The organism is Ruegeria sp. AF5 (genome assembly GCF_056541905.1).
On record NZ_JBQFYZ010000004.1, the window covers coordinates 1 to 23,196 of the forward strand.

A 23,196-nucleotide genomic window follows, 5' to 3' on the forward strand; every position below is an offset into this window, starting at 1 on the left:
CGAAACCGCCTAAACCTCAACCTCAGATGCCCACCGTCTCTCCGGTGCGTCTCAACCGTCTTTCCAGTCCGTCAGGCCAACCTCAGTTGCGCCGGTGAAGGGGGTTCTAAGTATTACTCTCAAAACCCGCAAGCGGAAAATGACGTTATTGGTCTTTTTTTTGAATTTTCTTTGTTTATTGTTTTATTTCAACAGCTTACAATCATTCATAATTGACCTCCACCCTTCTGTCCGGGTACTTTTTGGCTTGATCTGACTGGCAAGCCCCATAAGATAAAATGGGCCGACACAAGATATAGAGACTCCGCGATTTCAAGATACAAGTCAGGGCGACTCGAAACGGGAAAACGAGTCGGAACTGCGGCCAGAATCCGGTCAAAAACCTCTCACCCCCGCCGGACGCCTAATACTGCGGGTCGCTCCCTGCCGGGATGTGGACGGAACAGGCACAATGTCCGCTATTGAACGCCCTGTCTTGCGCATCCCCTAAAGATGCGGTCAGGTTCCACCAATTCACTCTTCGATCCGAAAGCAGATCAGCAATGGCGCGCAACATTCAGTTTCCTTTGGTCAGAACCGTCGGATTTGACGGCGCGCTGGTGACCTTTTCGGATAGGATGACCAACACCGCGAACCGGGCAGCGCTGGCGTTTCGGTCTGAAGTCGATCGTCTGCACTGGGATGAGGTGACCGAGTCGTCAGCCTCCCTGGGCTCGGCCTTTGTTCGGTTCGACACGCAGCGCATCTCTCATCAGAAAATGCTGCAAAAGCTTCGGGATCTGGTTGACCAGAAAGACTGGTACACTACACCCCTGCCCGCAGGTCGCAGGTTGTGGCGCGTTCCGACAGTTTACGGGACCGACCTTGCCCCCCAGCTTGACGATGCCGCCGCTGCTGCCGGCCTGTCGCCGGAAGAAGCAATACGTCGGCTTGGACAGTCCCGCGTGCGGGTTCTGACCATCGGCTTCGCTCCGGGGCAGCCTTATCTTGGGCCTCTGGGACCCGAATTCAACATTCCCCGGCTGCAAAGCCTGACCCCCATGGTGCCGGAAGGGGCTTTGGTTCTGGCGATCTCGCAATTTGTTCTGTTTTCCGGGCCGACGCCAACCGGGTGGCGGCATATCGGGCAGACCGCCTTTCGGTGTTTCCGTCCCGAAAGGGTCGAGGCCTTTACCCTCAGACCCGGCGATGAACTGTTGTTCGAGCCCGTTTCCCGCGACGTTCTGGAACACATCAGAGTCAACAACGAGGACGGCACAGGCGGCGCAACCTGTGAGGAGATCGCGCCATGAGCCTGATCGTCCACCGGATTGGCCCGGCCTGCACCATTCAGGATCAGGGGCGCACAGGTTTTCTGGATCAGGGGCTGTCCCGATCAGGGGCCGCGGATATTCTGGCCTTGCACGAAGGGGCGGCGCTGCTGGATCAAAGCCCAAACCTTGCGGCGCTGGAGATGGCCGGGATGGGAGGCGAGTTCGAGGCGACGCATAACACGCGCATCGCCCTGACTGGCGCACGAATGCAGGCCAGCATTGATGGCAGCCCTGTCGCCTGGAACGCCTCGCACCAACTGAGCGCCGGGCAAAGGCTGGTCATCGGGGCGACGCTGGCTGGAAACTACGGCTATCTGCATCTGGGCGGCGGTATTGATGCCGAGGTTTTTCTGGGGTCCCGCTCCACCCATCTGACAGCGCGGATTGGCCGGGCGTTACAGCAGGGTGACAGGCTGACCCGTGGACCGGATGCAGGCAACAGCGGGATGAAACTGGCTGCTGTCGAGCGGTTTTCGGGCGGGGTGCTGCATGTGGTTGCCAGTTTTCAGACATCTTTGTTTGACGGCGCGACGCTTGAACGGTTTGCCCAAACCAATTTCCGGCGCGGCGCACGCGCCAACCGGATGGGCATGCAGGTAGATAGCGACGGCGATGGCTTTGCAGCCTCGGGCCAGCTGAATATCCTGTCCGAGGTGATCACCCCCGGCGATATCCAGATGACCGGCACTGGCGACCCGTTCATCCTGTTGCCGGAATGTCAGACCACGGGCGGGTACCCTCGTATCGCGACCGTTCTGCCATGCGATATGCCCCGCGCGGCACAGACACCCGCAGGCGGCGACATCCGGTTCGAATTTGTCAGCATGGAACAGGCTGAAGAAATGCACAAAGCGTTCCTGTCAGACCTTGCGCACCTGCCCTCAAAAGTCGAGGCACTGGTGCGTGATCCCCATGACATACCGGACCTGTTGTCCTACCAATTGATCGGCGGAGTGATCTCTGCCACCGACTAAGGAGATGTGCCAATGCCAAGCGTCGATCTGAATGCCGATATGGGGGAAAGCTTTGGTCCCTGGAAAATGGGCGATGACGAAAGCCTGTTGAAAATCATCACCTCGGCCAACATCGCCTGTGGGTTTCATGCCGGTGATCCGGATGTGATGGCATCAACGATGAAACTGGCGGCCGAAAACGACGTAGGCATCGGCGCGCATCCCGGCTTTCCAGATCTGCAGGGGTTTGGCCGGCGGAACATGAAGCTGCCCCATGACAACCTGTGCAATCTGGTCCGGTATCAGTTGGGGGCCGCAATCGGCATGGCCACGGCGGTTGGTACCAAGGTACGGCACCTGAAACTGCACGGGGCGCTGGCCAATATGTGTTCAGCCGATATCAATATGGCGCACGCCTGTTATCAGGGTGCACTGGATGTTGATCCCGATATCATCGTCATGGTGCTGGCCGCGACAAAACAGGAAGAGGCCGTGCGTGAACTCGGGTGCAATTGGGTGGGCGAGATTTTTGCCGACCGTGCCTATAACGACGACGGAACATTGGTCGACCGCAGCCTGCCCGGCGCCGTCATCCACGATGCCGACGTCGCCGGACCTCGCATCCTGAACATGGTCCGCGAAGGTGCGATCATCACCGAAAGCGGCAAGCGGCTGGAAACGTCCATCGACACGATCTGCCTGCACGGGGATGGTCCAACTGCCGTTCAGATTGCCCGCTCAGTTCGCGAAAGCCTGATCGGGGGAAGTGTCGAGGTGACGAAATTCACCCGCTGAACATCATGCGTTAACGTCAGCAACCCAATTTCACGACTGTTGCCCGTACAGGTCTCAGCGCCTAGCATGACGGGCAAGCACATGTTCTGAAACCTACAATTTCAAGCGATAGCTCGCCTCGGTTGGGGTGTCGCGCAAGGAGGTAGTCGAATGTCCTTTGATCTGATGTCCTATCAACCCCGGGGCGACAAGAAGAACTCGGACTTCTTCGCGGAATACCTTCCGAAAATCTACGAGCGCCGGACAAGCTCGGGCATCGCCGATCAGGTCGGGCCAATGCGCGCGATCTGTATGCAGGTCGAAACCGGCGCGCTGTTCGATACGCTGGTCGAGCTTTACGTGATGACACCCTATCGCCACACCGCCAGCTATCTGGGGCAGACCCACAAATTTTCGGTCCTGCATTCGCATCCCGATTATCCCGCGCTGATCGTGATGGCCCCGCTCAGCCCCGGTTTCGAAGACTTCATCCCCCGCATCAATCGCATGTACCCGCTGGCCCGCAATACGCCGCAAACGCGGTATGTTGGCGAGATTTTCGGCGCCTGTGATCTGAAGGCGCTGACCGGGACGCTTGAGGATCAGAATATCCGCTTCGAATATGCGGGAGACACAGAAAACCCGTTCTACACATTGGACGGCTTCCGCTTTACGACCCCGTCCGATTTCACCTGTAACCGGGTCGGGTATTCGACACTTGATTTCAACGACACAGACAGCCTGGGCCTTGGTGATCGTGTGTTATTGAGCGACGCGGAACAAGCCCGGCTGGATCAGGCAGCCGCGTTCGGATCGGACAGCAAAATAGCGCCCTTGATGCTGGGCATCGATCATCTGGCGACGCGCGTGCTGGCGGGTGAGCGCGAGGATGCGATCCTCGAATTCCTGACCATGGTGCCCTACTATTTCTGGGGGGCTTACAACATCTTCGACATGAACTCGTCCACCAATGTGAACCGCAACGCCAATGTGGACGATGACAAGAAATCTCCGGCCAAGGTTTTCACCGCCAACAACACGCCGTCCTTCGTCAACTCATTCGCCAAGCTGCCGATGCCGACCGAGGATTTTGTGCGCAATTTTGGCCGTCGCCTGCATCACATGGCCGTCGAGATCAAGGATGGCGACCATGGTGCCGGGGAAAAGAATGTCGACTTTGTCGTGAACACGCTTAAAGACAAGGGCGTGCCGTTCCTGGCCCATGTGGTGGGCGAATGCAAAGACGACCCGAACCTGAAACAGATCTTCTCGAAACACTCGAAGAACACGCTGCTGATCACTGAATATATCGAACGGTGTCACAAGTATGACGGGTTCTTCACCAAGGACAATGTCGCCGCCCTGACCGCCGCCGCGGGACAGGACGAACAATATCAGCACGGTCACGTCTTCGATTAAAAAAGGGCCGCGGATGACCGCAGCCCAGACCCAACAGGAGAGAATATGCCGGACCTTATGATGGCCCGATCATGAAACAGGTGACATTGCGGGCTTGCAGACGGCGACACGCAAGATCGGCCTGTTCCCGCGTCATGCCCTGGAATGTCGCATCAAAGCCGCGCGAGCTCTGACTGACCTTGCGCAGACTGCCATCCAGCGTGGTCATCTCCGACAGCGCCGTTTTCAGCAGAATCTTCTCGGCCTCGTATCGTGTGGTGTAGCGGCCCACATTGACCCCCCACAGATGCCCACCGGACGAGGACAGGCGGGTAATCACTTCCTGCTCGGGCTCTGGTGGGCTGGCGGGCTCGGTCGAGGCCAGCACCAGATTGTCCGGGCGCAATGCCGGGCGGGTGTCCGACGTTTCAACCGGCGGGGCGGTTGGGGCAACATCCGCTTCGGCAATCGCTGCGGCAATGCCGCTGCTGATACGGTCGCTGTTCTGGTCTGCCGATGCAGCAACCGCACTTGCAACCTGTGTCCCGGCACTCGGGCGCCCAAGCGGGCGCAGGCTGGATTTCGGTGCTCCGCTCAGCGCTGCGACCTGGGTATCGCCCCCCAACCCGACATTGCCCGCATAGACCGGGCGCTCAGGTTTGCGGATAGGTGCACGAGACGGGGCACGGCGAAACCCCAGATCCAGCAGTTCCGCAACTTTGGCATTCCGCGACGCCCCGGATTTACCGCCAAAGACAGTTGCGATGATACGCTCATCCTTGCGTTTGGCCGACGCCACCAGGTTGAACCCCGCCGCACGTGTGTATCCGGTCTTGATCCCGTCCGCGCCTTTGTAGGCAGCCAGCAGGCGGCGGTTGGTGTTGGGAACAGTTTTGATACCGGCATCCGTCGATTGACGCGAGAACAGGTTGTAATACTGAGGGTAATCATACAGCAGATGCCGTCCCAGCGTGGTCATGTCGCGCGCGCTGGACAGGTGCCCTGCCTCGGTCAGACCATGCGCATTCTTGAAGGTTGTGCGGCTCATCCCCATCGCTTTGGCGGTTCGGGTCATACGGCGGGCAAAGGCCGCTTCCGAGCCACTGATGGCAATGCCGATCGCCGTGGCCGCGTCGTTGGCCGATTTTACCGCAGCGGCGCGGATCAGATAGCGGAACGCAATCGTCTGGCCCGCGCGCAGGCCCAGCTTCGACGGGGGCTCTGCGGCTGCCTTCTGGGTAATCCGAACGGGTGTATCCAGTGTGATCTCGCCGTTTCGCACCGCCTCAAACGCGATATAGAGCGTCATCATCTTGGTCAGCGAGGCCGGGTGCAGCCGCGCATCCGCATTTCGTGAATGCAGCACCTCGCCAGTTCGGGCGTCAATCACCATAGCTGCATAAGGCGCCGCTATGGACCTGAGCGGCGCAAACGCCAGCACACATAGCAACGCTATAAGGAAAAAGCCCATTCGGGCCGGAACTGTCCGCCGAATCTGCACGATCTTTGCCTCTGTCTGCCTCGCGCTGCCGGGTTTTCCCGGTCAGCAATATTTATTTTATTGTCTCCAAGGCTATCACAGCGACCCAATGAAATAAACCGAAAGCTGAGGTTTTCGCAGTTTCGTTTTGCCTCTGGGCTGAGGCTATATTTTGCGAATTTCCCCCTCAGAACCACCAGATGTGCGATAAAGGCAAAACTGCGCCCGGTTGCGGCAGGGTTTATGTGAAACTGAGGCGAAAAGGCAACATCACTTCAGGTCGCGCAACAGATCGGCCAGATCACCCAAATCTCTCAACTCGCGGAATCGGGTGCTTTCGACCGGGGCTTCTGCATGTTCCACCTCCCAGACCAGACCGTGGGGCACGTAGACACCCCAGCACCCGGCCTGAATCGGGGCTACGACATCTGACCGCATCGAATTGCCGATCATCATTGCGGCAGTCGGGCCATCACCATGACGGTCGAACACGAACCGATAGGTTTCGGGGGTCTTTTCGGAAACGATTTCCACCCCATCGAACAGATCACCCAGCCCGGACTGGGCCAGTTTGCGTTCCTGATCGATCAAGTCGCCCTTGGTGATCAGGATAACCCGATACGCATCGGCAACACCTTCGACGGCCTCGCGGGCATGGGGCAACAGCTCGATCGGATGGGCCAGCATCTCTTGCCCCGCTTCGATCAGCTGCCGGATGACCCAGGCCGGAACGCGGCTTTCGGTAACTTCGATCGCCGTCTCGATCATCGACAGAACAAATCCTTTGATGCCGTACCCATAGCGCTGAATGTTTCGTTTTTCTGCCGCAAGAAGACGGTCCATCAGGTGATCACGATCGGCATGATCGGCCAAGAGTTCAGCAAAACGAGCCTGCGTCATCTGAAAAAACCGTTCGTTATGCCAAAGGGTGTCGTCTGCATCAAACCCGATTGTCGTCAGCTTGGTCGTCATCCCGTTTACGTCCGCTTGCTCTTTTCACTGGCCATGCACACGTTATATAAGCGCCAAGATAAACCCCAAGCCTGAATCGGACAGTTGCACACGATGCTTGAAATGATCTGGATGATGTCTGACAAGCCGGACGACGACAGTGACGCGTCCGTCCTGGTACAGACACGCCCAAAAACCAAGCGTCCGCCTTTATACAAGGTCCTGTTGCTGAACGACGATTATACACCGATGGAATTTGTGGTGCATGTGCTTGAACGCTTCTTCGGCATGACCCATGCGCAGGCGTTCGAGATCATGCTGACCGTTCACAAGAAAGGCGTGGCCGTAGTCGGTGTTTTCAGCCACGAAATTGCCGAGACCAAAGTTGGTCAGGTGATGGATTTTGCCCGCAGGCACCAGCACCCTTTGCAATGCACAATGGAACGCGAAGAGTAAGGCCTTTGGCCTGACGCGCGCGCCTCTCTCAGCCGGAATTGCCCATGTCCCCTCGTCTGGAACTTGCCTTGCAAAACGGCCTGACGCTGTCCCCCCCTCTTAGCGTGATTTGCCCCACACCCGACCATGATCTGTCTGCGCTGGCGGGCGGCGCACAAGTTGTGCAGCCTTTCAAACCATTTCACGACCATTTCGCCGCGCAGGGTTTTGAAACGGTGCCCGACGCAGATGGCCCCTGTCAGGACGCCATTGTCTTTCTGCCCCGCGCCAAGGCACTGGCCCGGTCGCTCATTCATCAGGCCTGTGCGCGGGCGAGCGGCCTGGTTGTCGTCGACGGTGCCAAGACGGACGGTGTGGACAGCATATTGAAGGATGTGCGCAAGCGGGTTCCGGTCGAGGGACCGCTTTCCAAAGCACATGGCAAGATTTTCTGGTTTCAGGCCGATGATCAGGCCTTTGCGGACTGGGCCGCGCCGAAACATCAGATGGTTGACGGATACCACACAGCGCCGGGTGTGTTTTCAGCGGACGGGATTGATCCTGCCTCAGCCCTGTTGCTGAAGACTCTGCCTGACCGGCTTGGTCCCCGCGTGGCCGATCTGGGTGCGGGATGGGGGTATCTGTCTGCGGAAATCCTGAAGCGCTGCGGGATAACCTCGCTGCATCTGGTCGAAGCTGACCATGCGGCCCTGACCTGCTCGCGGCTTAATGTCACTCAATCCCAGGCGCATTTCCACTGGAGCGATGCCGTATCCTGGACCGCCCCGGAACCTATCGACACCGTTGTGATGAACCCGCCATTCCACACGTCTCGCAGCGCGGATCCCGCCTTGGGGCAAGGGTTTATAACCTCCGCCGCCCGCAATCTGACACGCAACGGAACCCTTTGGATGGTCGCCAACCGGCACCTTCCTTACGAAGCTACACTGAACGAACATTTCGCTCAGGTCGGTGAAATTGCCGGCGACAACCGGTTCAAGGTATTCCAGGCCTCTCGCCCTCGGCGTTAAGGCCCGTTAACCTGCGCCCAAATTCAGGAGGATTCGGATGTCCTTTTCCATCGCTGGCAAGACAGCAATCGTAACGGGCGGAGCCAATGGCATCGGCCTGGCCATCGGGCGGCATTTCGCGGATGCGGGCGCAAATGTCATGTTTGCCGACATAGATGAAAAACGCCTGATCGACGAGCTTGGAGAACAGGCCGAAGGCAGCAATATCCGGTACTTTGCGGGTGATCTGCGCGAAAAGCTGACCATTGCCAACCTGTTATCTGCAACGCTGGATGCGTTCGACCAGGTGGATATTCTGGTCAACGGCGCACGACAGGTGATCCCGTCTGATCCGCTGGATCCGGATGACGATTCGATGCGCACCCTGCTGAACCAGAACCTGATGCCCGCCTTGCGGCTCAGCCAGCTGGTCGCAAATCGCATGATCAAGCAAGCCGACGGCGATGTCGAAAACCCGGCGGGGACGATCATCAACCTGTCCTCGATCGCGGCCCGGCGAACCCACCCCGACCTGATGGCCTATTCCGTTTCGACCGCTGCACTGGATCAGCTGACCCGATCCCTTGCGGTTGCGCTGGCTCCGAAACGGATCCGCGTCAACTCGATTGCGCTGGGTTCGGTCATGAGCGCATCGCTGCAATCGACCCTCAAGGACAACCGCGATTACCGCGTCGATATCGAAAAGCATACGCCCCTGGCCCGTATCGCCTCGGCAACGGAACTGACGGAAACCGCGCAATATCTTGCGTCTGATGCAGCTGGTTTCGTTACCGGGCAGATCCTGACAATCGATGGTGGCCGTACCCTGCTTGACCCGGTCGCGGCCCCTGCACATTAAGACCCATGTTCGAAACAGAAAAATCTACCGCCTCCGCCTGGTTTCGCCAATTGCGCGATGACATCGTTGCAGCGTTCGAAGCCCTTGAAGACAGCCACACCGACGGGCCGTTTGCCGATGCCGCACCCGGACGGTTCGAGGTCAAGGAAACCAAACGCCAATCGGACGATGGGTCAGACGCGGGCGGCGGGCTGATGTCGGTCATGCGCGGCGGGCGTGTGTTTGAAAAGGTCGGAGTCAATGTCTCGACCGTCTACGGCACGCTGGGCGACCGGGCGCAACAGGCGATGGCGGCGCGCAAGGGCATCCCCGGAATGACCGAAGATCCGCGCTTCTGGGCGTCGGGTATCAGCCTTGTCGCCCATATGCAGAACCCCCATGTCCCGGCGGTCCACATGAACACACGCATGTTCTGGACACCCCATGCCTGGTGGTTCGGTGGCGGCTCGGACCTCAACCCGTGCATCGAGTATGACGAGGACACCGCGCATTTCCACGCCACGCAAAAGGCGCATCTTGACCCGCACGGACCCGCCCATTACCCGCGCCTCAAGGATTGGGCTGACGAGTATTTCTACATCCCTCACCGCAAACGCGCGCGCGGCGTTGGAGGGATATTCATGGACGACTATTGTACCGGTGACTGGCAGGCGGATTTTGCCCTGACACAGGACATTGGCAGGGCCTTTCTGCCGGCCTTCCTGCCCTTGGTCGAAAGGCGCCGCGTTCAGAACTTCTCAGAGGCGGACAAGACCACCCAACTGGTGCATCGCGGCCTTTATGCGGAATACAACCTTGTCTATGACCGGGGCACAAAATTCGGTCTGGAAACCGGGCATGACCCGGATGCCGTTCTGATGAGCCTGCCTCCGATGGCAAAATGGGTCTGACGATCAGAACGGGTCCATGATGAAATTGTCGTAGCAATAGTTCTGCGCCGACACCGCCGACATGTTTGCTCCGACTTTCTTGACCGTGATCGAATAGCCGGGTTTCGTATCGGCCCCCGGCGGCGGAGTCATGGAAAACTGCACCGTTCGCACGCCGGGTTCATACGCCCGCCAGATATAGATCCTCTGCGAGTTCGGAACGCCCAGTGTGCGAATGGCATAATCTCCGATCCCGCACCAATAATTGACCGGCGCGGATGAACCGACAGCCTTTACTTCGTAAACCCCGTCCGGCAAGGGCGTGATCTCGGTTCGGAACTGCGGCCGGACTGACAGGCCGAACCCAACGGCCCCGGCCACCGCAGGCGTCATAACAAGTGTGGCAGCGATGAATGGCTTGAGAAAACGCATGATCCAGATATCCCGAAACAATGGTACCAATACCGATAGCATAACCACGACACCCTGCGAGTAAAGTGGGGCAAACCAGCTGCGCCGGCACAGTTATCCGGGGAAATTCCACTATTCATATCGCCGGAAACAAGTACACTACCCGAAAGAATTAATAACGCATCAAACTGTCGGCAGTTCCGTTGAACAAGAGTTTTCCAAAAGACTGGTTCGATTTCCCACCCGAGAAATATGCGGATCTGGGGGCGATGTTCTATCTCGCGGGTCTGACAAAAACGCACCAGAAACGTAACCTTGCGCAAGTTCTTTATGCGTTCGAAACCCCGTTCCGCCTGGGCCAATACCAGATCTTCAGGCAAAATGGCTTTCCCCGCGGATTTGTCACTTTTGCCGGTCTCAGCCCCGACGCCGAATATCGCTATGCGGTGAAAGAAACCTCACTGACAGACAAGGATTTTACCAGCGGGTCTTCCTTCTGGATCATCGACCTTGTCGCGCCGTTTGGACAGACCAGCCAGATTGTTGATATCCTCAAGCAAGAGATCCCGCATCCGCGCGTGCGCACCAACCGAATGGACAGCGACATGACACGCAACCGGATTGTCGAATGGACACGGGACGATGCAGGCGAGGTTCATATGCGCCTGTACCGAAAGAAGGAATTTGAGCGGATGCTGCAACAAGGCGAGGTCTAGTTGGTTTCAGTTCCGATCACAGGTGAATTGACCGGCAACGTGACCGGGTCCCCACCCAATGTGGCGATGGGGCAACCCACGCTGAACAACGGAAACTTTACACCGCTCACCCAAACCTGGACAATTGCGACACCCCCTGCCAACGGTACAGCCACGATCGACCCAAATACCGGTGAGTGGACCTATACGGTCGATCCGACGTTTTTCGACAGCCTCGACAATGGTGAAGTTGTTTTTGATTCCTTCTTCATCAGTGTCTCGGGAACAACGCAAGCCGGTCCGATTACACTTCCGTTTACCGGCTCCCCGGACCCGGTAGAGGTGGTCATCCGGATCGAAGGCGTGTGTTTCGTAGCCGGAACCCTGATCGAGGCCGAAAACGGCCCCCGCGCCATAGAGACCCTGAAGGTCGGGGACAAGGTGGCGACAGCCGATCACGGGTTGCAACCTGTTCGCTGGATCGAAAGCAGCACGATCCCACCCGACCGATTACGCAATGAACCCGCAATGTGGCCCGTTCGCATCTCGGCAAGCAGTCTGGGATCCAACACACCCTCGCGGGATCTTCTGGTGTCTCAGCAGCACCGTATTCTGGTGAAAGGCCCCCGGGTCGAACTGCTTTTCGGAACCACCGAAGCGCTGGTTGCCGCCAAGCACCTGTGCAGATGGCCCGGAATAGGGCTCGATACCTCGGTTGAAACGGTCGAGTATCTTCACATCCTGCTGGATCGGCACGAAATCCTCTCGGCGGATGGGGCACAGGCAGAAAGCCTGTTTCTGGGGGAAGAGGCGCTACATACCCTTTCATCCGACGCGCTCCAGGAACTGGCCGCCATATTTCCCGACCGTCCCTCCTCTGGCCATCAGGGGTTTGGGCGCGCCGCGCGCCTTATCCTGCTGGAACACGAAGCCCGCGCACTTGCCTGAGGTCAGGTGCCAGTCCCGATACGGCCACCGACATTCTGCGGGGCCAGTGCAACCGTCTTGATCACGGCATGGCACGTGCTGCCCGGCTGCAAGTTCAACGCCGCAACTGACCGGCGCGTGACCCGTGCAAGAACAGTCCCAGCCAGTGTCCTGACCGACACGATCGCTCCGGGACCTTCACCCGACCGGATCGAGTCGACCGTCCCGCTGAGCACGTTCAATGCCGACAGACCCTCGGGCTTTTGGACGGACAGGATCACCTCTTGCGCCGGAATGCGAATTCGCAGATGCGCGCCGACCTCCTGCCCGATACGTGGCAGAAACAGACGCGCGCCATTTGCGTTCAGCTCGGTCAACCCGTCAGCGTGGTGCTGGTGCACCTGCACTTCCAACACGGCCCCGACCGCGCGCACACCTGCGGGCGCCACGGACGGATCCGACAGAACCTCGGACGCGGGGCCATGGCGGACGACCCTGCCATCCTGCAAAGCGACAACCGATGTGGCCAGACGGGCCACCTCGTCGGCTGAGTGGGTCACATACAGGATCGGGACAGACACCTCATCCCTGAGACGCTCGAAATAGGGCAGAATCTCCGCCTTGCGGGCCTCGTCCAGCGCCGCAAGCGGTTCATCTGCAAGGATCAGTCGCGGGCTGGCCAGCAACGCCCTGCCTATCGACACGCGCTGTTTCTCGCCCCCTGACAACCCGGCTGGACGGCGATTCAGAAGGTGGCCGATCCCCAGCATCTCGATGACCTTTTCCGGGTCTTCACGCTGCGCGCTTTTGGGGGCGAACCAGCGGCCATAGGCAAGGTTCTGGCGCACGGTCAGATGCGGGAACAACCGCCCTTCCTGAAAGATATAGCCCAGCCGCCGCCGGTGCGGCGGCAGCCAGTGCCCGCGTTCGGTGTCAATCAACACCCAGTCATCCACGGCCACTCTGCCCGCGCGCGGCCGCAGCAATCCGGCCACCGCGTTGACAATCGTGGTCTTGCCCGACCCGGAACGCCCGAACAGCACAGTCACACCGGGTGGCGCGTCAAAACTGACCTCCAGATCGATCCCCGGCAGCTGATGATGCAAGCGAACGGACAGGCTCATGATCCGGCCACCCGCGCGGCGGCGCGCCGTCCCACATATTCCGACAGCAGTAACGCGCCCATGGCAATGACGATCGAGATCAGGACCAGCCGTGTTGCAGCAGCTTCGCCCCCCGGCACCTGCAAAAAGGCGTAAACAGCCGATGGCAATGTCTGCGTCTGGCCCGGAATATTCGACACGAATGTAATCGTCGCCCCAAACTCACCCATGGCCTTTGCAAAGGCCAGAATGGCCCCGGCGATGACACCGGGCAGGATCATCGGCAAGGTCACGGTCAGAAACACCATAAGCCGCGACGCCCCCAGCGTCGCCCCCGCCTGTTCCAGCTTCGGGTCCACCGCCTCGATCGACAGACGTATCGCCCGGACCATCAGCGGAAACGCCATGATACCAGCGGCCAGCGCGGCCCCAGTCCAGCGAAAGGCAACCACAATGCCGAACTCGGCCAAGAACCGCCCCAACGGCCCCTGAATGCCGAAGGTCAGCAACAGCAGATACCCCGTCACAACCGGCGGCAGGATCAAAGGCAAATGCACCAGACCATTCAGAACCTGCCGCCCGGGGAACCGCCAGCGAGCCAGAATGTAGGCAACAAAAATGCCGAACGGCAAGGTCGCCAGCGTCGCCCAGAACGACACGCGCAGCGACAGCTTCAGCGCTTCAACTTCGGCGGGGCCCAACCACTCCAACGCGATCACCCGCCCGGCAGGGAAAATCCCTGCTCCTGAAAAATAACCATAGCAGCATCGCTGTGCAGATGATCCAGAAAAGCCCGCGCCGCACCTGTGGCATTACCTGTCATCGCCGCCGGATAGATGATCGGAGGGTGCAGGTCGGTCGGAAAACTGGCCACAACACTGACCCGCTGTTCCGCCTGCGCATCCGATCGATAAACGATCCCCAGAGGCGCGGCACCGGTTGCCACAAGGGCCAGCGCAGCGCGCACATTATCGGTTTGCGCCACACGCTCCTGCACCGCCTCCCACTGGTTCAACCCCTGCAAAGCCGCCTTGCCGTAGATACCGGCGGGCACCGCATCGACCAGCGCCATGGCCAGAAAGCCTTCGCCCAGTTCGGCCCTGAGGTCATGAACCGTCCGAATGTCACCCAGATCAGGACGCCCAGCAGCGCCGATCAGAACCAGACTGTTGCCCAGAAAATCCGACCGTGTCCCCGGCTGCAACAAGCCCTGCTGTTCCAGATAATCCATCCATTCGGCGTTGGCCGAGATGAACACGTCCGCAGGCGCACCCTGCTGAATCTGCCGCGCCAGTACCGAAGACGCCGCGTAAGACACGGTGACATCCTGCCCCGTCCGCTCTGTGTATTCCGTTGCAATTTCGTCCAAAGCGGTCTTGAGACTGGCCGCGGCGAAAACCAAAACCCCTTCTGCCCCGGCCCGGACCGGAGCCAGCACAAATGCGCCAAGGACCAGTGCCACCATCCAGATACGGCAGGCGAAGGGTAGGATCATGTGTGCTCCCGACCGGAAAGTTGCAGTCTCTTCGGGCATATCGGAGGCCATAGGGCGCTTGCAAGCGCCTTTGATCTTTTCCAGACCACATGCCTGAAACCCACGCAGACCTGCCTCATAAGCCCATGCTCACCGAGGCTGGCGTCTTTGAGGGCGGCATTTCCTATCCGCAACCCATCGCGGAATAAAAATCTCACAGACCCTCTTGCGCCCGCCCGCTGGCTTGGCTACATGCAGCGTCACGGGTGATTAGCTCAGTTGGTAGAGCGCTTCGTTTACACCGAAGATGTCGGGAGTTCGAGTCTCTCATCACCCACCATCCTTTCCCCACAATTTATCAAGGTCTTACGTGACTGGCACATTTTGCTGTGCTGCGCGTGAAACTGTGTCCGCTGCGCATTGATCGCCCCGCTGAGTAAATAGCGTTTTCTTGATTAGTGACACGTATCTCAGCATGATCCGGATATGTCGGTTGAAATGGACACGTGGCTAAACGACCTCGGATTGGGTCAGTACGCAAGTGCCTTTGCGGAAAACGACATTGATGCGCGGGTTTTGCCATTGCTGACAGGCGACGACCTGAAAGAGCTTGGGGTAAGCCTTGGTCACCGAAAGATCATCCTTGCGGCGGTTCAGGATTTGGTTGGCTCTGGGCGCCTGTCTTCATCAGCGCCAGCCGCAGGGGAGCGAACCAGCGAGAAAACTCAGCCATCCGCCCTTGATGATGTGCATGGCGAAGCTGCACCAGCAAAAAAGCCCATCGCACCTGCGGCTGAGCGGCGTCATCTGACAGTCTTGTTCGCTGATCTGGTCGGCTCGACGGAGTTGACCAACCGATTTGATCCCGAAGACATGCGGGATCTGCTACAGAACTATCAGGATACCGTCGCGGGGGCAGTGAGCAGGTATGGTGGCTATGTCGCGAAATATCTTGGCGACGGTCTTCTTGTGTTTTTCGGCTGGCCAACAGCCTACGAAGATCACGCCATTCGCGCGATAAAGGCGGGGCTTGAGTGCGTCCGTCGGGTTGAAGAGCTCAACGCCCCTGACGGTGAGCGTTTGTCAGCCAGACTGGGTATTGCCAGCGGCGATGTCGTGGTCGGTGACACGATCGGCGAAAACTCGTACGAAGAAGGTGCCATGACCGGGCCGGCGGTCAATCTGGCGGCGCGGATACAGGAACACGCCCTGCCAAACTCGGTGGTTTTGTCTGCAGAAGAAACCGAAGCCGCCTTGCACCGGATATTCGAGTTCGAGACCCTTGGATCAACTCAGTTGAAGGGTTTCAAAGACCCTCGGACCTTGTTGAAGGTCGTATCGGAACGCAGCGCGGAAAGCCGGTTTCGCGCGTCATACAAGGATGACGCTGGCAGCACCATGATTGGCCGGGACTACGAAAAGGGTATCCTGTTGCAATCGTGGCAACGTGCCCAAAACGGTCATGGTGAGGTCGTTCTGCTGTCGGGGGAGGCGGGGATTGGAAAGTCGCGCCTGACTGAGGGGTTTCTTGCGGACGTTACAGCAACCGGACAAGCCGATGTGATAAGGCTGAACTGCTCGCCCTATCTGACCAGCAGCCCCTTTCATCCGGTCACCCAGCGAATTTCACAGGATGCGGGCGTTGAACCGGATTTTGACGACAATCAAATTCTGGAACATGTCAGGAAGCTGCTGGAAGGCCGGGAAGGTCTGGACTGGGAACAGGTTCTGCCTGTCTTTGCAGCGCTGGTTGCGCCGCGCAGCGCGCTGGCTCGTGAAGTTCTCGAGATGTCGCCGCAGGAGCAACGCGACATAACGATCCAAACCCTGATCCATGCGGTGCAGGTCCGGGCAAGTGTACGCCCGGTTATTCTGTGTGTTGAGGATGCACATTGGATCGATCCCTCGACGCAAGCCCTGCTGGAGCGGGTCAAGGCGATTTGCACCGATCTTCCCCTGATGGTCCTGATGACCCACAGACCTGGGTGGGACCTGGCCCGCGATGACGGGGACACGCATGTTCAAACACTCCTGCTGCGCCGGTTCGGTTCTGCTGATGTCTCGGATCTGGTCCGCAATATCACCGGCAAGGACCCTGACGATGCCTTGATCGCGACGATCATCGAAAAAACGGACGGCGTGCCCCTGTTTGTCGAAGAATTGACCCAAGCAATCGTAAATGCTGATGAGCAGGGACAAGTCCACATACCATCGTCGCTGAAGGGCGCCTTGATGGCGCGGCTTGATGCAGTTTCGCCCGAGGCCAAACAGGTTGCGTTGACGGGGTCCGTCATTGGGCGGGAATTTGAACCAGACTTGGCAAAGGCCGCGATGGGGCTGGAACGCGCGGATATCAATCTTCGCCTCGAAGAACTGTCGCGAACGGGACTGATCTTTGAAAGCGGAAACAACCGCGGGCATTTCGTGTTTCGCCATGCCCTTATCCGCGATACGGCGTATCAATCCATGTTAAGTTCTACCCGCAGGCAGCAACATTCAGATGTTGCCCGAGCACTGATCGCGATGCGATCAGCTGAAATCGAACGCCGCCCGGAACTGGTGGCCCGCCATCTGTCAGAAGCAGAAGATTGGCGCGCCGCATTCGACAAATGGGAAGCTGCGGCTGAAATGGCATTGGCCCGGTCAGCCAGCCAGGAAGCGATGACCAATGCCCAGGAGACGCTTAAAGCGGCTAAGCGTCTGAACTCGGAAACCAGCCCGGAAATGGTCAGGGGCATGATCCTGGTTGGCCGCAGCCATGACAGCCAGGGTCAGTTGTCCGAGGCGATGGCGGTTCTGAAAAGTGCATCTAACGCTGCACGGAAACTCCACGATGTGCAGTTGTCAGCCGATGCAGCCAATCATTTTGCTGACTCGTGCATGATGACAAGTACGCGACATCACGAGGCCATTGACCTTTGTGACAAGGCGCTGAAAGACCTGTCTGACAGTGACGAAGTCAGGCGGTGCCGGTTGATGAGCCAACTTGCACGGGCGTATATGTTTGTCGGTCAGTTTTCCGAGGGTACCCGCTTTGGTCAGCAATCCATGGAACTGGCGGCAAAGCTGGGTGACCATAAATCCCAGTTTTCAGTAATGATGATGCATTTTGGGGCGCCCTTCGTTGCGCGCAACGGGCGAGAGGCGCGCCATTGGCGTGAAAATCTGGACGCCATGCATCGGGTGGCAGAAAAGCTTGGCACCATAGACCAAGGTCGCGACCGGACGCTCAGCCTGTTTGTCGGCGCTGAAATGGCCGACCGCGACCTTATGGACAACTCGCTTGAGTTGCTGACAGCGATTTCAGAAAAGGACAATCATCTGCAACTCTATTGGGTTCAGAAACACGCACGCGCCATGGTTGCAATCATGGAAGGCGACTTTGTTCAGGCTGAAAAGCACGCCACCGAAGCGGTCAAGATCGGTCGAAAAACGCACGGCGAACATGTCGAGGGTGTTTTCGGCGTTCAGATGTTTACCATCCGGCGCGAGCAGAACCGCCTGCACGAGGTCGCGCCTGTGATCAAGAAACTGATGACCGACAGCCCCGAAGACATCTCGTGGAAGCCGGGTTTTGGCCTTATCGCAGCCGAACTGGGGTACACGGAACCAGCCGAAAAAATACTGAATGAAATGGCGGAAAACGGCTTCGACCTGCCGCCAGATGCCATGTATTCAACAACTCTGTCCTATCTTGCCGACATCTGCGTGGCTGTCGGGCATCCGGATCATGCCCAGACGCTTTACGGCATGCTGCAACCTTACGAAGACCTGACGATCACCGCAGGGGCAACCACAGTTTGCACGGGTGCCGCAGCCCGACGCTTGGGGAACCTGGCAACGGTGCTGAAAGACTGGGAAATTGCCGGGAAGATGTTCCGGAAAGCCATCGAGATTGACACGAGGATGAATTGCCCGCCCTGGATTGCGCATTCCAAGGCAGCGTATGCATCAGCACTCAGACAACAGGGCCGCCCCAGCGATTTGGAACTGGCGTTTCAACTGGAAGGGGAAGCGTTGGCAATATCACAGAAATTGAGTATGGTTTCCCTTAAGTCAAAGCTCGAAGGGGTAGCCAGTTAAGGCCCGGAAAATGCTTGGGGGGCATAATGCCACGATACATCATTGAACGGAATTTTGCCGAGCAGCTGAATATCAGCGACAACGACAAAATTCACATCAAAGAAATCAACGACGAAGTCGGCATTGAATGGATCTTTTCCTTCCTCAGCGCAGATAAGCGCAAAACATACTGCCTTTACGAAGCCCCGGATGAAGAAAGCCTGCGAAAAGCAGCCGAGCGTCTGAACATTCCTGCCGATGTCATCACGCCGGTAGATCGGATCGATCCGGGACTATTTGCCTGACGACCAGCTTTCTCCCACAACCAAGTATCCCCTTCTCAGGGCAATAACAAACTCACGAGGCAGCCGTGCGCGAAACCTTTCCTGAAACAAGGGAGGCCTAAGCATGTTTGACCTGAAAGCACTCGACGGACATATCGCAACTGTGGATCAAGGCGATTTGGACGCGCTTGATGCCTCACTGCGCGGCGGGGTCTACCTGCCGGGAACCCCGGAATACGAAGAAGCCAGGATTACCTGGAACAGCATGTTCGAGCGTTTCCCCGCCTTCGTGATCCGTGCGATGGGGGCGAGCGACGTCCAGAAGGCAATTAACTTCGTCCGACAAGCAGGCCTCATGATGACCGTTCGATCAGGTGGGCACCAGATTGCAGGGCACGCCGTCGCGGACAAGGCCGTCATGCTGGACCTGTCCCAGATGCGTTCGGTTCACGTGGACCCTGCCCGCAAAACTGTCCGCGTTGCACCCGGTGCGTTGCTTGGAGACGTTGATCGCGAAACACAGGCCCATGGTCTTGTCGTCCCCACAGGCATAAATTCGACCACCGGCATCGCCGGGCTGACCCTGGGCGGCGGTTTCGGCTGGACGACCCGGAAATTCGGCATGACAATCGACAACCTTCTGTCGGCAGAAGTTGTCACAGCGGATGGCGCGATTGTCACCGCATCATCCACGAGCCACCCGGAACTTTTCTGGGCCATTCGTGGTGGTGGCGGAAACTTTGGTGTCGTCACCTCATTCGAATTCCAGTTGCATGATCTTGGGCCCGATATCCTGTCCGGCCTGATCGTGCACCCGATCGAAAAGGCACCAGAACTGCTTTCCGAATTTGTGGCCATTGCGGACACGTCCCCCGATGAGCTCACCGTCTGGAGCGTGATGCGAAAGGCGCCGCCGCTCCCGTTCCTGCCGGAAGAGTGGCACGGGCGCGAAGTGCTGATTTTCGCAGCGTGCTATAGCGGCCCGATGGATGAAGGTGAAAAAGCGATGTCGGCCTTGCGCGCGCTGGGTGAGCCGATTGTGGATGTCATTTCACCGCACAGATTCGTGGACTGGCAGGCGGCTTTTGATCCTCTGTTGTCGCCGGGCGTCCGCAACTATTGGAAAAGTCATGACTTCAACACGCTGCCCCCGGCCGCCATCACGGACCTGCTGGACGCGATTTCCACTCTTCCTGATCCCGCCTGCGAGGTATTCATTGCTCATGTCGGTGGCGCGATGGCCCGCGTTGAGCCCGCTTCTACCGCCTACCCACAAAGATCTGCGCATTTCATCATGAATGTCCACACGCGATGGGAAGACCCTGACAAGGATGACACCTGCATCGGTTGGGCACGCCAGCTGTACGAACAGATGAAACCGTACTCAACAGGCAGTGCCTATGTGAACTTCATGCCTGAAGACCAATCCGATCACATGAAAGGCGCTTATGGAGTGAACGGCGAAAAGCTGTCCAAGATCAAAGGAAAGTACGATCCCACCAACTTGTTCAGGATGAACCACAATATTCTACCAACGTAAGACAACCAGAGTGGCAATTCCCGAACTGCATTGATGTTGGGACCGCTGTCTTAGCACCACTCAATTTTTCTCGCTGTTCGGCTATCGCGCCAAGCGGTTCCTCTCACCTATGGCCGCGCTGGCACTCATGCCCTCTTGTCGTGCAGCTACCCTAGATGCTGTATCCTTAGAGCGTTGAACTTGCGGGGCGCGACCGAACCGACGTCCCTGATCCCGCTTCAAACACCTGTTTTACGCTTAAGCCTGCAATCTGGGTCGCTAAGAACAATTCATCGAATAACCGCCTCGGAATTCGCGGGGCAAGTTTCTTTCGACTACTGGCCGAAACTATCCGACAAGCCCATTGCGGCGTCCGGTTCCCAGAACCTTCACCTCGAGCCAGTGGAACACCAAAGCAATTACGCCCGCTACGAGAATGTAGAATACAGCCAACAGGATAAGCGGTTCGTAGACGATAAACGTATCGGCACGCACACGGGACGACACGGCATAGATATCAACCACGGTTATTGTGGCGACCAGCGGTGTTGCCTTTAATTGCAGGATAGTTTCACCGCCCAAAGTCGGCAGAACATTGCGGATTGCCTGCGGTAACCAGATGCGGCGAAACATCGTCAGCCTTGGCATACCAAAAGCCTTGGCCGCCTCCAGCTGTCCTTTGGCAACGCCCTTGAAGGCTCCGCGCATGACCTCGCCTTCATAACCCGCATAAGAAAGTGTCAACGCCAGCACCGCATAGGGCCAAGCCTGACGCAGGTACGGCCAAAGTTCAGACGATCGTATCCATGGAAACTGCGGAAACAGAGAGCCGAGGCCATAATACAGCAACCAAAGCTGCAAAAGCAGCGGTGTGCCGCGAATGATGGTACAGAACGCCTTTGAGGGTGCCGCAAGATACCATGGCCCAACGGCCTGCGCTAATCCAAGGGGTACAGCCAGTAAAAATCCAAGAACGATCGTGACAACCAGCAACCAAAGCGTGGTCCAGATACCCTTCAATGCAAGAGGCGCATAATTGGGTATCCAATCCCACCGCAATGTCATCGCGCACCAAACCGCGATCCCGGCAAAGATCAGCATCATCACGATACGATGAGGTTGCATCAGAGATCTGAGGTCGATCATCTGCTGCCTCCGTTCAGAGCGGGTTGGCCGCGACGGGCCCATTTCTCAATCCGCGCAAAGATTCCACCCGAAAACAGCGTAACCATCAGATAAAGGAAGCCCGCCGCCAGGAAAAAGGTGAAGTAGGCCCGCGTGCTGCTGGCCGCCTGGCGCGTTTCCAGCGTCAGCTCGTTAAAGCCGACAACGGCCAGCAATGCGGTGTCTTTGGTTGCAATCAGCCACAAGTTGGCCAGACCCGGTACCGCAAAGCTCATCATGGCGGGGATTGTGACGCGCCGCATGGTCATGAAGGCCGGCATCCCGTAGGATTTCGCCGCTTCGATCTGACCGGGCGGAACCGCCTGAATGGCACCGCGCAGAATCTCGGTCGCATACGCGCCCTGAACGACGCCCAGCACCCAAATGCCTGCGGCAACGCCGTTGATCTCGACGCGGCCACCACCCATGGCAGCAGATATTTTGTTGATAATATCGGATCCCACGTAATACAGGATCAGGATCAGGACCAGTTCCGGCACGGCCCGGATCACGGTCGTATAAATGGCAAGAAGGTCGCGCGTGACCTTCCCGCCGTAAAGTTTGCCATACGCTCCGAACAATCCGATCACGAGGCCCAGCGCATATGCGCCAAAAGCGATCTGCAAGGAGTGGGACAATCCGCGTAGCAGATTGGCCCCCCACCCCGGCGGCGAGAGCGACAGAAGCTCTGCGCTCTGCGCCAAACCAAGTGATTCCAGAAATCCGGTCACGGCAACGGCTTAGTAGATGCTGGTCGAGAAATAGTTCGACGTGATCTTCTCATGCGTGCCATCGGCAAGAATTGCCGCGATGCCCTTGTTCAACGCCGCAAGCAGGTCATCCTGCCCTTTACGAACGCCCGCACCGACACCACGCCCCAAAATGGCGGGATCGTCCTTCACGGCACCTTTGATTTCGCAGCAAGCACCGGCATCCGAATTCACAAAATCGGCCATCGCAATGCTGTCAGCTTGTGTGGCGTCGATCCGACCCGCAAACAGGTCCTGATTGGCCTCATCCTGAGTTTGATAGACGCGCAGTTCGGAATCCTTGAAGTATTCCTGCGCATAGGCTTGGTGGATCGTCGAAGCCTGAATGCCAATGACTTTACCCGCCAGCGATTCCGGGGTTGCTTCGATATCCATCGATTTATCGGCAACGATAACCGCAGGTGTGTTGTAATAAGGATCGCTGAAATCAATGGTTTTCAACCGTTCCTCGGTGATCGACATCGAGGCCATGATGGCGTCGATCTGCTGCCCCGTCAGCGAAGGGATGATACCGTCCCAGGCCACCGGCGTGATAACACAGTCAAGTTCCGCAGCGGCGCAAACTGCATTGATGACGTCGATCTCCCAACCAACCCAGTTGCCTGAACTGTCCAGCGACGCGAAGGGCGGATAAGGCTCGGCCGCGATGCCGATCTTGACCTCTTCTGCACTGGCAACACCAGCCGAAAGGACAGCGGCGGCAAGACCGGACGCGAGCAGTTTCTTGACGTTCATTTTGTTACTC

22 protein-coding genes and 1 tRNA gene are annotated in these 23,196 nt (G+C 58.1%); 14 read left to right on the forward strand and 9 right to left on the reverse strand.

The window, feature by feature from the left end; genetic code table 11:
- Positions 1-542: 542 nt before the first annotated feature.
- From ACR0DS_RS08020 to ACR0DS_RS08035, 4 genes are all read left to right on the forward strand, one after another.
- Positions 543-1,292, forward strand: a complete 750-nt coding sequence (locus ACR0DS_RS08020; protein WP_480558941.1) for a 5-oxoprolinase subunit B family protein — start codon at positions 543-545, stop codon at positions 1,290-1,292.
- Positions 1,289-2,287 (forward strand): 5-oxoprolinase subunit C family protein, encoded by a 999-nt coding sequence (locus ACR0DS_RS08025; protein ID WP_480558940.1) that lies wholly within the window; start codon positions 1,289-1,291, stop codon positions 2,285-2,287. The genes ACR0DS_RS08020 and ACR0DS_RS08025 overlap by 4 nt, the downstream gene beginning before the upstream one ends.
- A gap of 12 nt (positions 2,288-2,299) precedes the next feature.
- On the forward strand, positions 2,300-3,061 hold the full coding sequence (locus ACR0DS_RS08030; RefSeq protein WP_480558938.1) for a LamB/YcsF family protein: 762 nt from the start codon (positions 2,300-2,302) through the stop codon (positions 3,059-3,061).
- 150 nt (positions 3,062-3,211) lie between these two features.
- Positions 3,212-4,459 (forward strand): hypothetical protein, encoded by a 1,248-nt coding sequence (locus tag ACR0DS_RS08035; RefSeq protein ID WP_480558937.1) that lies wholly within the window; start codon positions 3,212-3,214, stop codon positions 4,457-4,459.
- 55 nt (positions 4,460-4,514) lie between these two features.
- Here the strand turns inward: ACR0DS_RS08035 and ACR0DS_RS08040 are convergent, their stop codons facing one another.
- Together ACR0DS_RS08040 and ACR0DS_RS08045 are read right to left on the reverse strand one after the other, a co-directional pair.
- Positions 4,515-5,909 carry a D-alanyl-D-alanine carboxypeptidase family protein gene (locus tag ACR0DS_RS08040; RefSeq protein ID WP_480483349.1) on the reverse strand — a complete coding sequence of 465 codons (1,395 nt, stop codon included), beginning with the start codon at positions 5,907-5,909 and terminating at the stop codon, positions 4,515-4,517.
- A 279-nt stretch (positions 5,910-6,188) separates the two neighbouring features.
- Positions 6,189-6,890 (reverse strand): HAD family hydrolase, encoded by a 702-nt coding sequence (locus ACR0DS_RS08045; RefSeq protein ID WP_480538886.1) that lies wholly within the window; start codon positions 6,888-6,890, stop codon positions 6,189-6,191.
- Positions 6,891-6,983: 93 nt separating this feature from the next.
- Between ACR0DS_RS08045 and clpS the strand changes: the two genes are divergently transcribed.
- From clpS to hemF, 4 genes are read left to right on the forward strand one after another with little or no spacing between them, the layout of a single operon-like run.
- Positions 6,984-7,325 (forward strand): ATP-dependent Clp protease adapter ClpS, encoded by a 342-nt coding sequence (gene clpS, locus ACR0DS_RS08050; RefSeq protein WP_209598551.1) that lies wholly within the window; start codon positions 6,984-6,986, stop codon positions 7,323-7,325.
- 44 nt (positions 7,326-7,369) lie between these two features.
- Positions 7,370-8,335 (forward strand): class I SAM-dependent methyltransferase, encoded by a 966-nt coding sequence (locus ACR0DS_RS08055; protein ID WP_480545977.1) that lies wholly within the window; start codon positions 7,370-7,372, stop codon positions 8,333-8,335.
- Positions 8,336-8,372: 37 nt separating this feature from the next.
- On the forward strand, positions 8,373-9,173 hold the full coding sequence (locus ACR0DS_RS08060; protein WP_209507832.1) for an SDR family NAD(P)-dependent oxidoreductase: 801 nt from the start codon (positions 8,373-8,375) through the stop codon (positions 9,171-9,173).
- A 5-nt stretch (positions 9,174-9,178) separates the two neighbouring features.
- On the forward strand, positions 9,179-10,063 hold the full coding sequence (hemF, locus tag ACR0DS_RS08065; protein WP_209507834.1) for an oxygen-dependent coproporphyrinogen oxidase: 885 nt from the start codon (positions 9,179-9,181) through the stop codon (positions 10,061-10,063).
- Between the two features lie 3 nt (positions 10,064-10,066).
- Here the strand turns inward: hemF and ACR0DS_RS08070 are convergent, their stop codons facing one another.
- Positions 10,067-10,474 carry a hypothetical protein gene (locus ACR0DS_RS08070; RefSeq protein WP_480558934.1) on the reverse strand — a complete coding sequence of 136 codons (408 nt, stop codon included), beginning with the start codon at positions 10,472-10,474 and terminating at the stop codon, positions 10,067-10,069.
- A 182-nt stretch (positions 10,475-10,656) separates the two neighbouring features.
- Here ACR0DS_RS08070 and ACR0DS_RS08075 point away from each other — a divergent pair, with 182 nt between their 5' ends.
- Complete coding sequence (locus ACR0DS_RS08075; protein WP_209507836.1) at positions 10,657-11,169, forward strand: toxin-activating lysine-acyltransferase; 513 nt, start codon at positions 10,657-10,659, stop codon at positions 11,167-11,169.
- Positions 11,170-12,096: a Hint domain-containing protein gene (locus ACR0DS_RS08080; protein ID WP_480483335.1), complete on the forward strand. Its 927-nt coding sequence runs from the start codon at positions 11,170-11,172 to the stop codon at positions 12,094-12,096.
- Positions 12,097-12,098: 2 nt separating this feature from the next.
- On the opposite strand, the gene modC is transcribed toward ACR0DS_RS08080, so the two are convergent.
- From modC to modA, 3 genes are read right to left on the reverse strand one after another with little or no spacing between them, the layout of a single operon-like run.
- Complete coding sequence (modC, locus tag ACR0DS_RS08085) at positions 12,099-13,199, reverse strand: molybdenum ABC transporter ATP-binding protein (protein WP_480483333.1); 1,101 nt, start codon at positions 13,197-13,199, stop codon at positions 12,099-12,101.
- Positions 13,196-13,888 (reverse strand): molybdate ABC transporter permease subunit, encoded by a 693-nt coding sequence (gene modB, locus ACR0DS_RS08090; protein ID WP_480483331.1) that lies wholly within the window; start codon positions 13,886-13,888, stop codon positions 13,196-13,198. The genes modC and modB overlap by 4 nt, the downstream gene beginning before the upstream one ends.
- Positions 13,889-13,893: 5 nt before the next feature.
- Entirely contained in the window at positions 13,894-14,673 is a 780-nt protein-coding gene (modA, locus tag ACR0DS_RS08095; RefSeq protein ID WP_480558932.1) for a molybdate ABC transporter substrate-binding protein, read from the reverse strand.
- A gap of 243 nt (positions 14,674-14,916) precedes the next feature.
- Here modA and ACR0DS_RS08100 point away from each other — a divergent pair.
- The 4 genes from ACR0DS_RS08100 to ACR0DS_RS08115 all read left to right on the forward strand — a co-directional run bounded on the left by ACR0DS_RS08100 (position 14,917) and on the right by ACR0DS_RS08115 (position 20,538).
- Positions 14,917-14,992 (forward strand) — tRNA-Val (locus tag ACR0DS_RS08100).
- 146 nt (positions 14,993-15,138) lie between these two features.
- Positions 15,139-18,735 (forward strand): adenylate/guanylate cyclase domain-containing protein, encoded by a 3,597-nt coding sequence (locus ACR0DS_RS08105; RefSeq protein ID WP_480558931.1) that lies wholly within the window; start codon positions 15,139-15,141, stop codon positions 18,733-18,735.
- 26 nt (positions 18,736-18,761) lie between these two features.
- Positions 18,762-19,019 (forward strand): DUF4242 domain-containing protein, encoded by a 258-nt coding sequence (locus ACR0DS_RS08110; RefSeq protein ID WP_267366859.1) that lies wholly within the window; start codon positions 18,762-18,764, stop codon positions 19,017-19,019.
- A gap of 103 nt (positions 19,020-19,122) precedes the next feature.
- On the forward strand, positions 19,123-20,538 hold the full coding sequence (locus ACR0DS_RS08115; protein WP_480538896.1) for an FAD-binding oxidoreductase: 1,416 nt from the start codon (positions 19,123-19,125) through the stop codon (positions 20,536-20,538).
- A 327-nt stretch (positions 20,539-20,865) separates the two neighbouring features.
- On the opposite strand, the gene ACR0DS_RS08120 is transcribed toward ACR0DS_RS08115, so the two are convergent.
- Genes ACR0DS_RS08120 through ACR0DS_RS08130 form a run of 3 tightly spaced genes read right to left on the reverse strand, consistent with a single transcriptional unit; the run spans position 20,866 to position 23,186 of the window.
- A complete protein-coding gene (locus tag ACR0DS_RS08120) occupies positions 20,866-21,663 on the reverse strand; it encodes an ABC transporter permease (protein ID WP_480483323.1) in 798 nt (265 codons plus the stop codon).
- Positions 21,660-22,412 carry an ABC transporter permease gene (locus tag ACR0DS_RS08125; protein ID WP_480475310.1) on the reverse strand — a complete coding sequence of 251 codons (753 nt, stop codon included), beginning with the start codon at positions 22,410-22,412 and terminating at the stop codon, positions 21,660-21,662. Before ACR0DS_RS08125 ends, ACR0DS_RS08120 begins: the two co-directional genes overlap by 4 nt.
- A gap of 9 nt (positions 22,413-22,421) precedes the next feature.
- On the reverse strand, positions 22,422-23,186 hold the full coding sequence (locus ACR0DS_RS08130; protein ID WP_480475308.1) for a transporter substrate-binding domain-containing protein: 765 nt from the start codon (positions 23,184-23,186) through the stop codon (positions 22,422-22,424).
- Positions 23,187-23,196 lie beyond the last annotated feature (10 nt).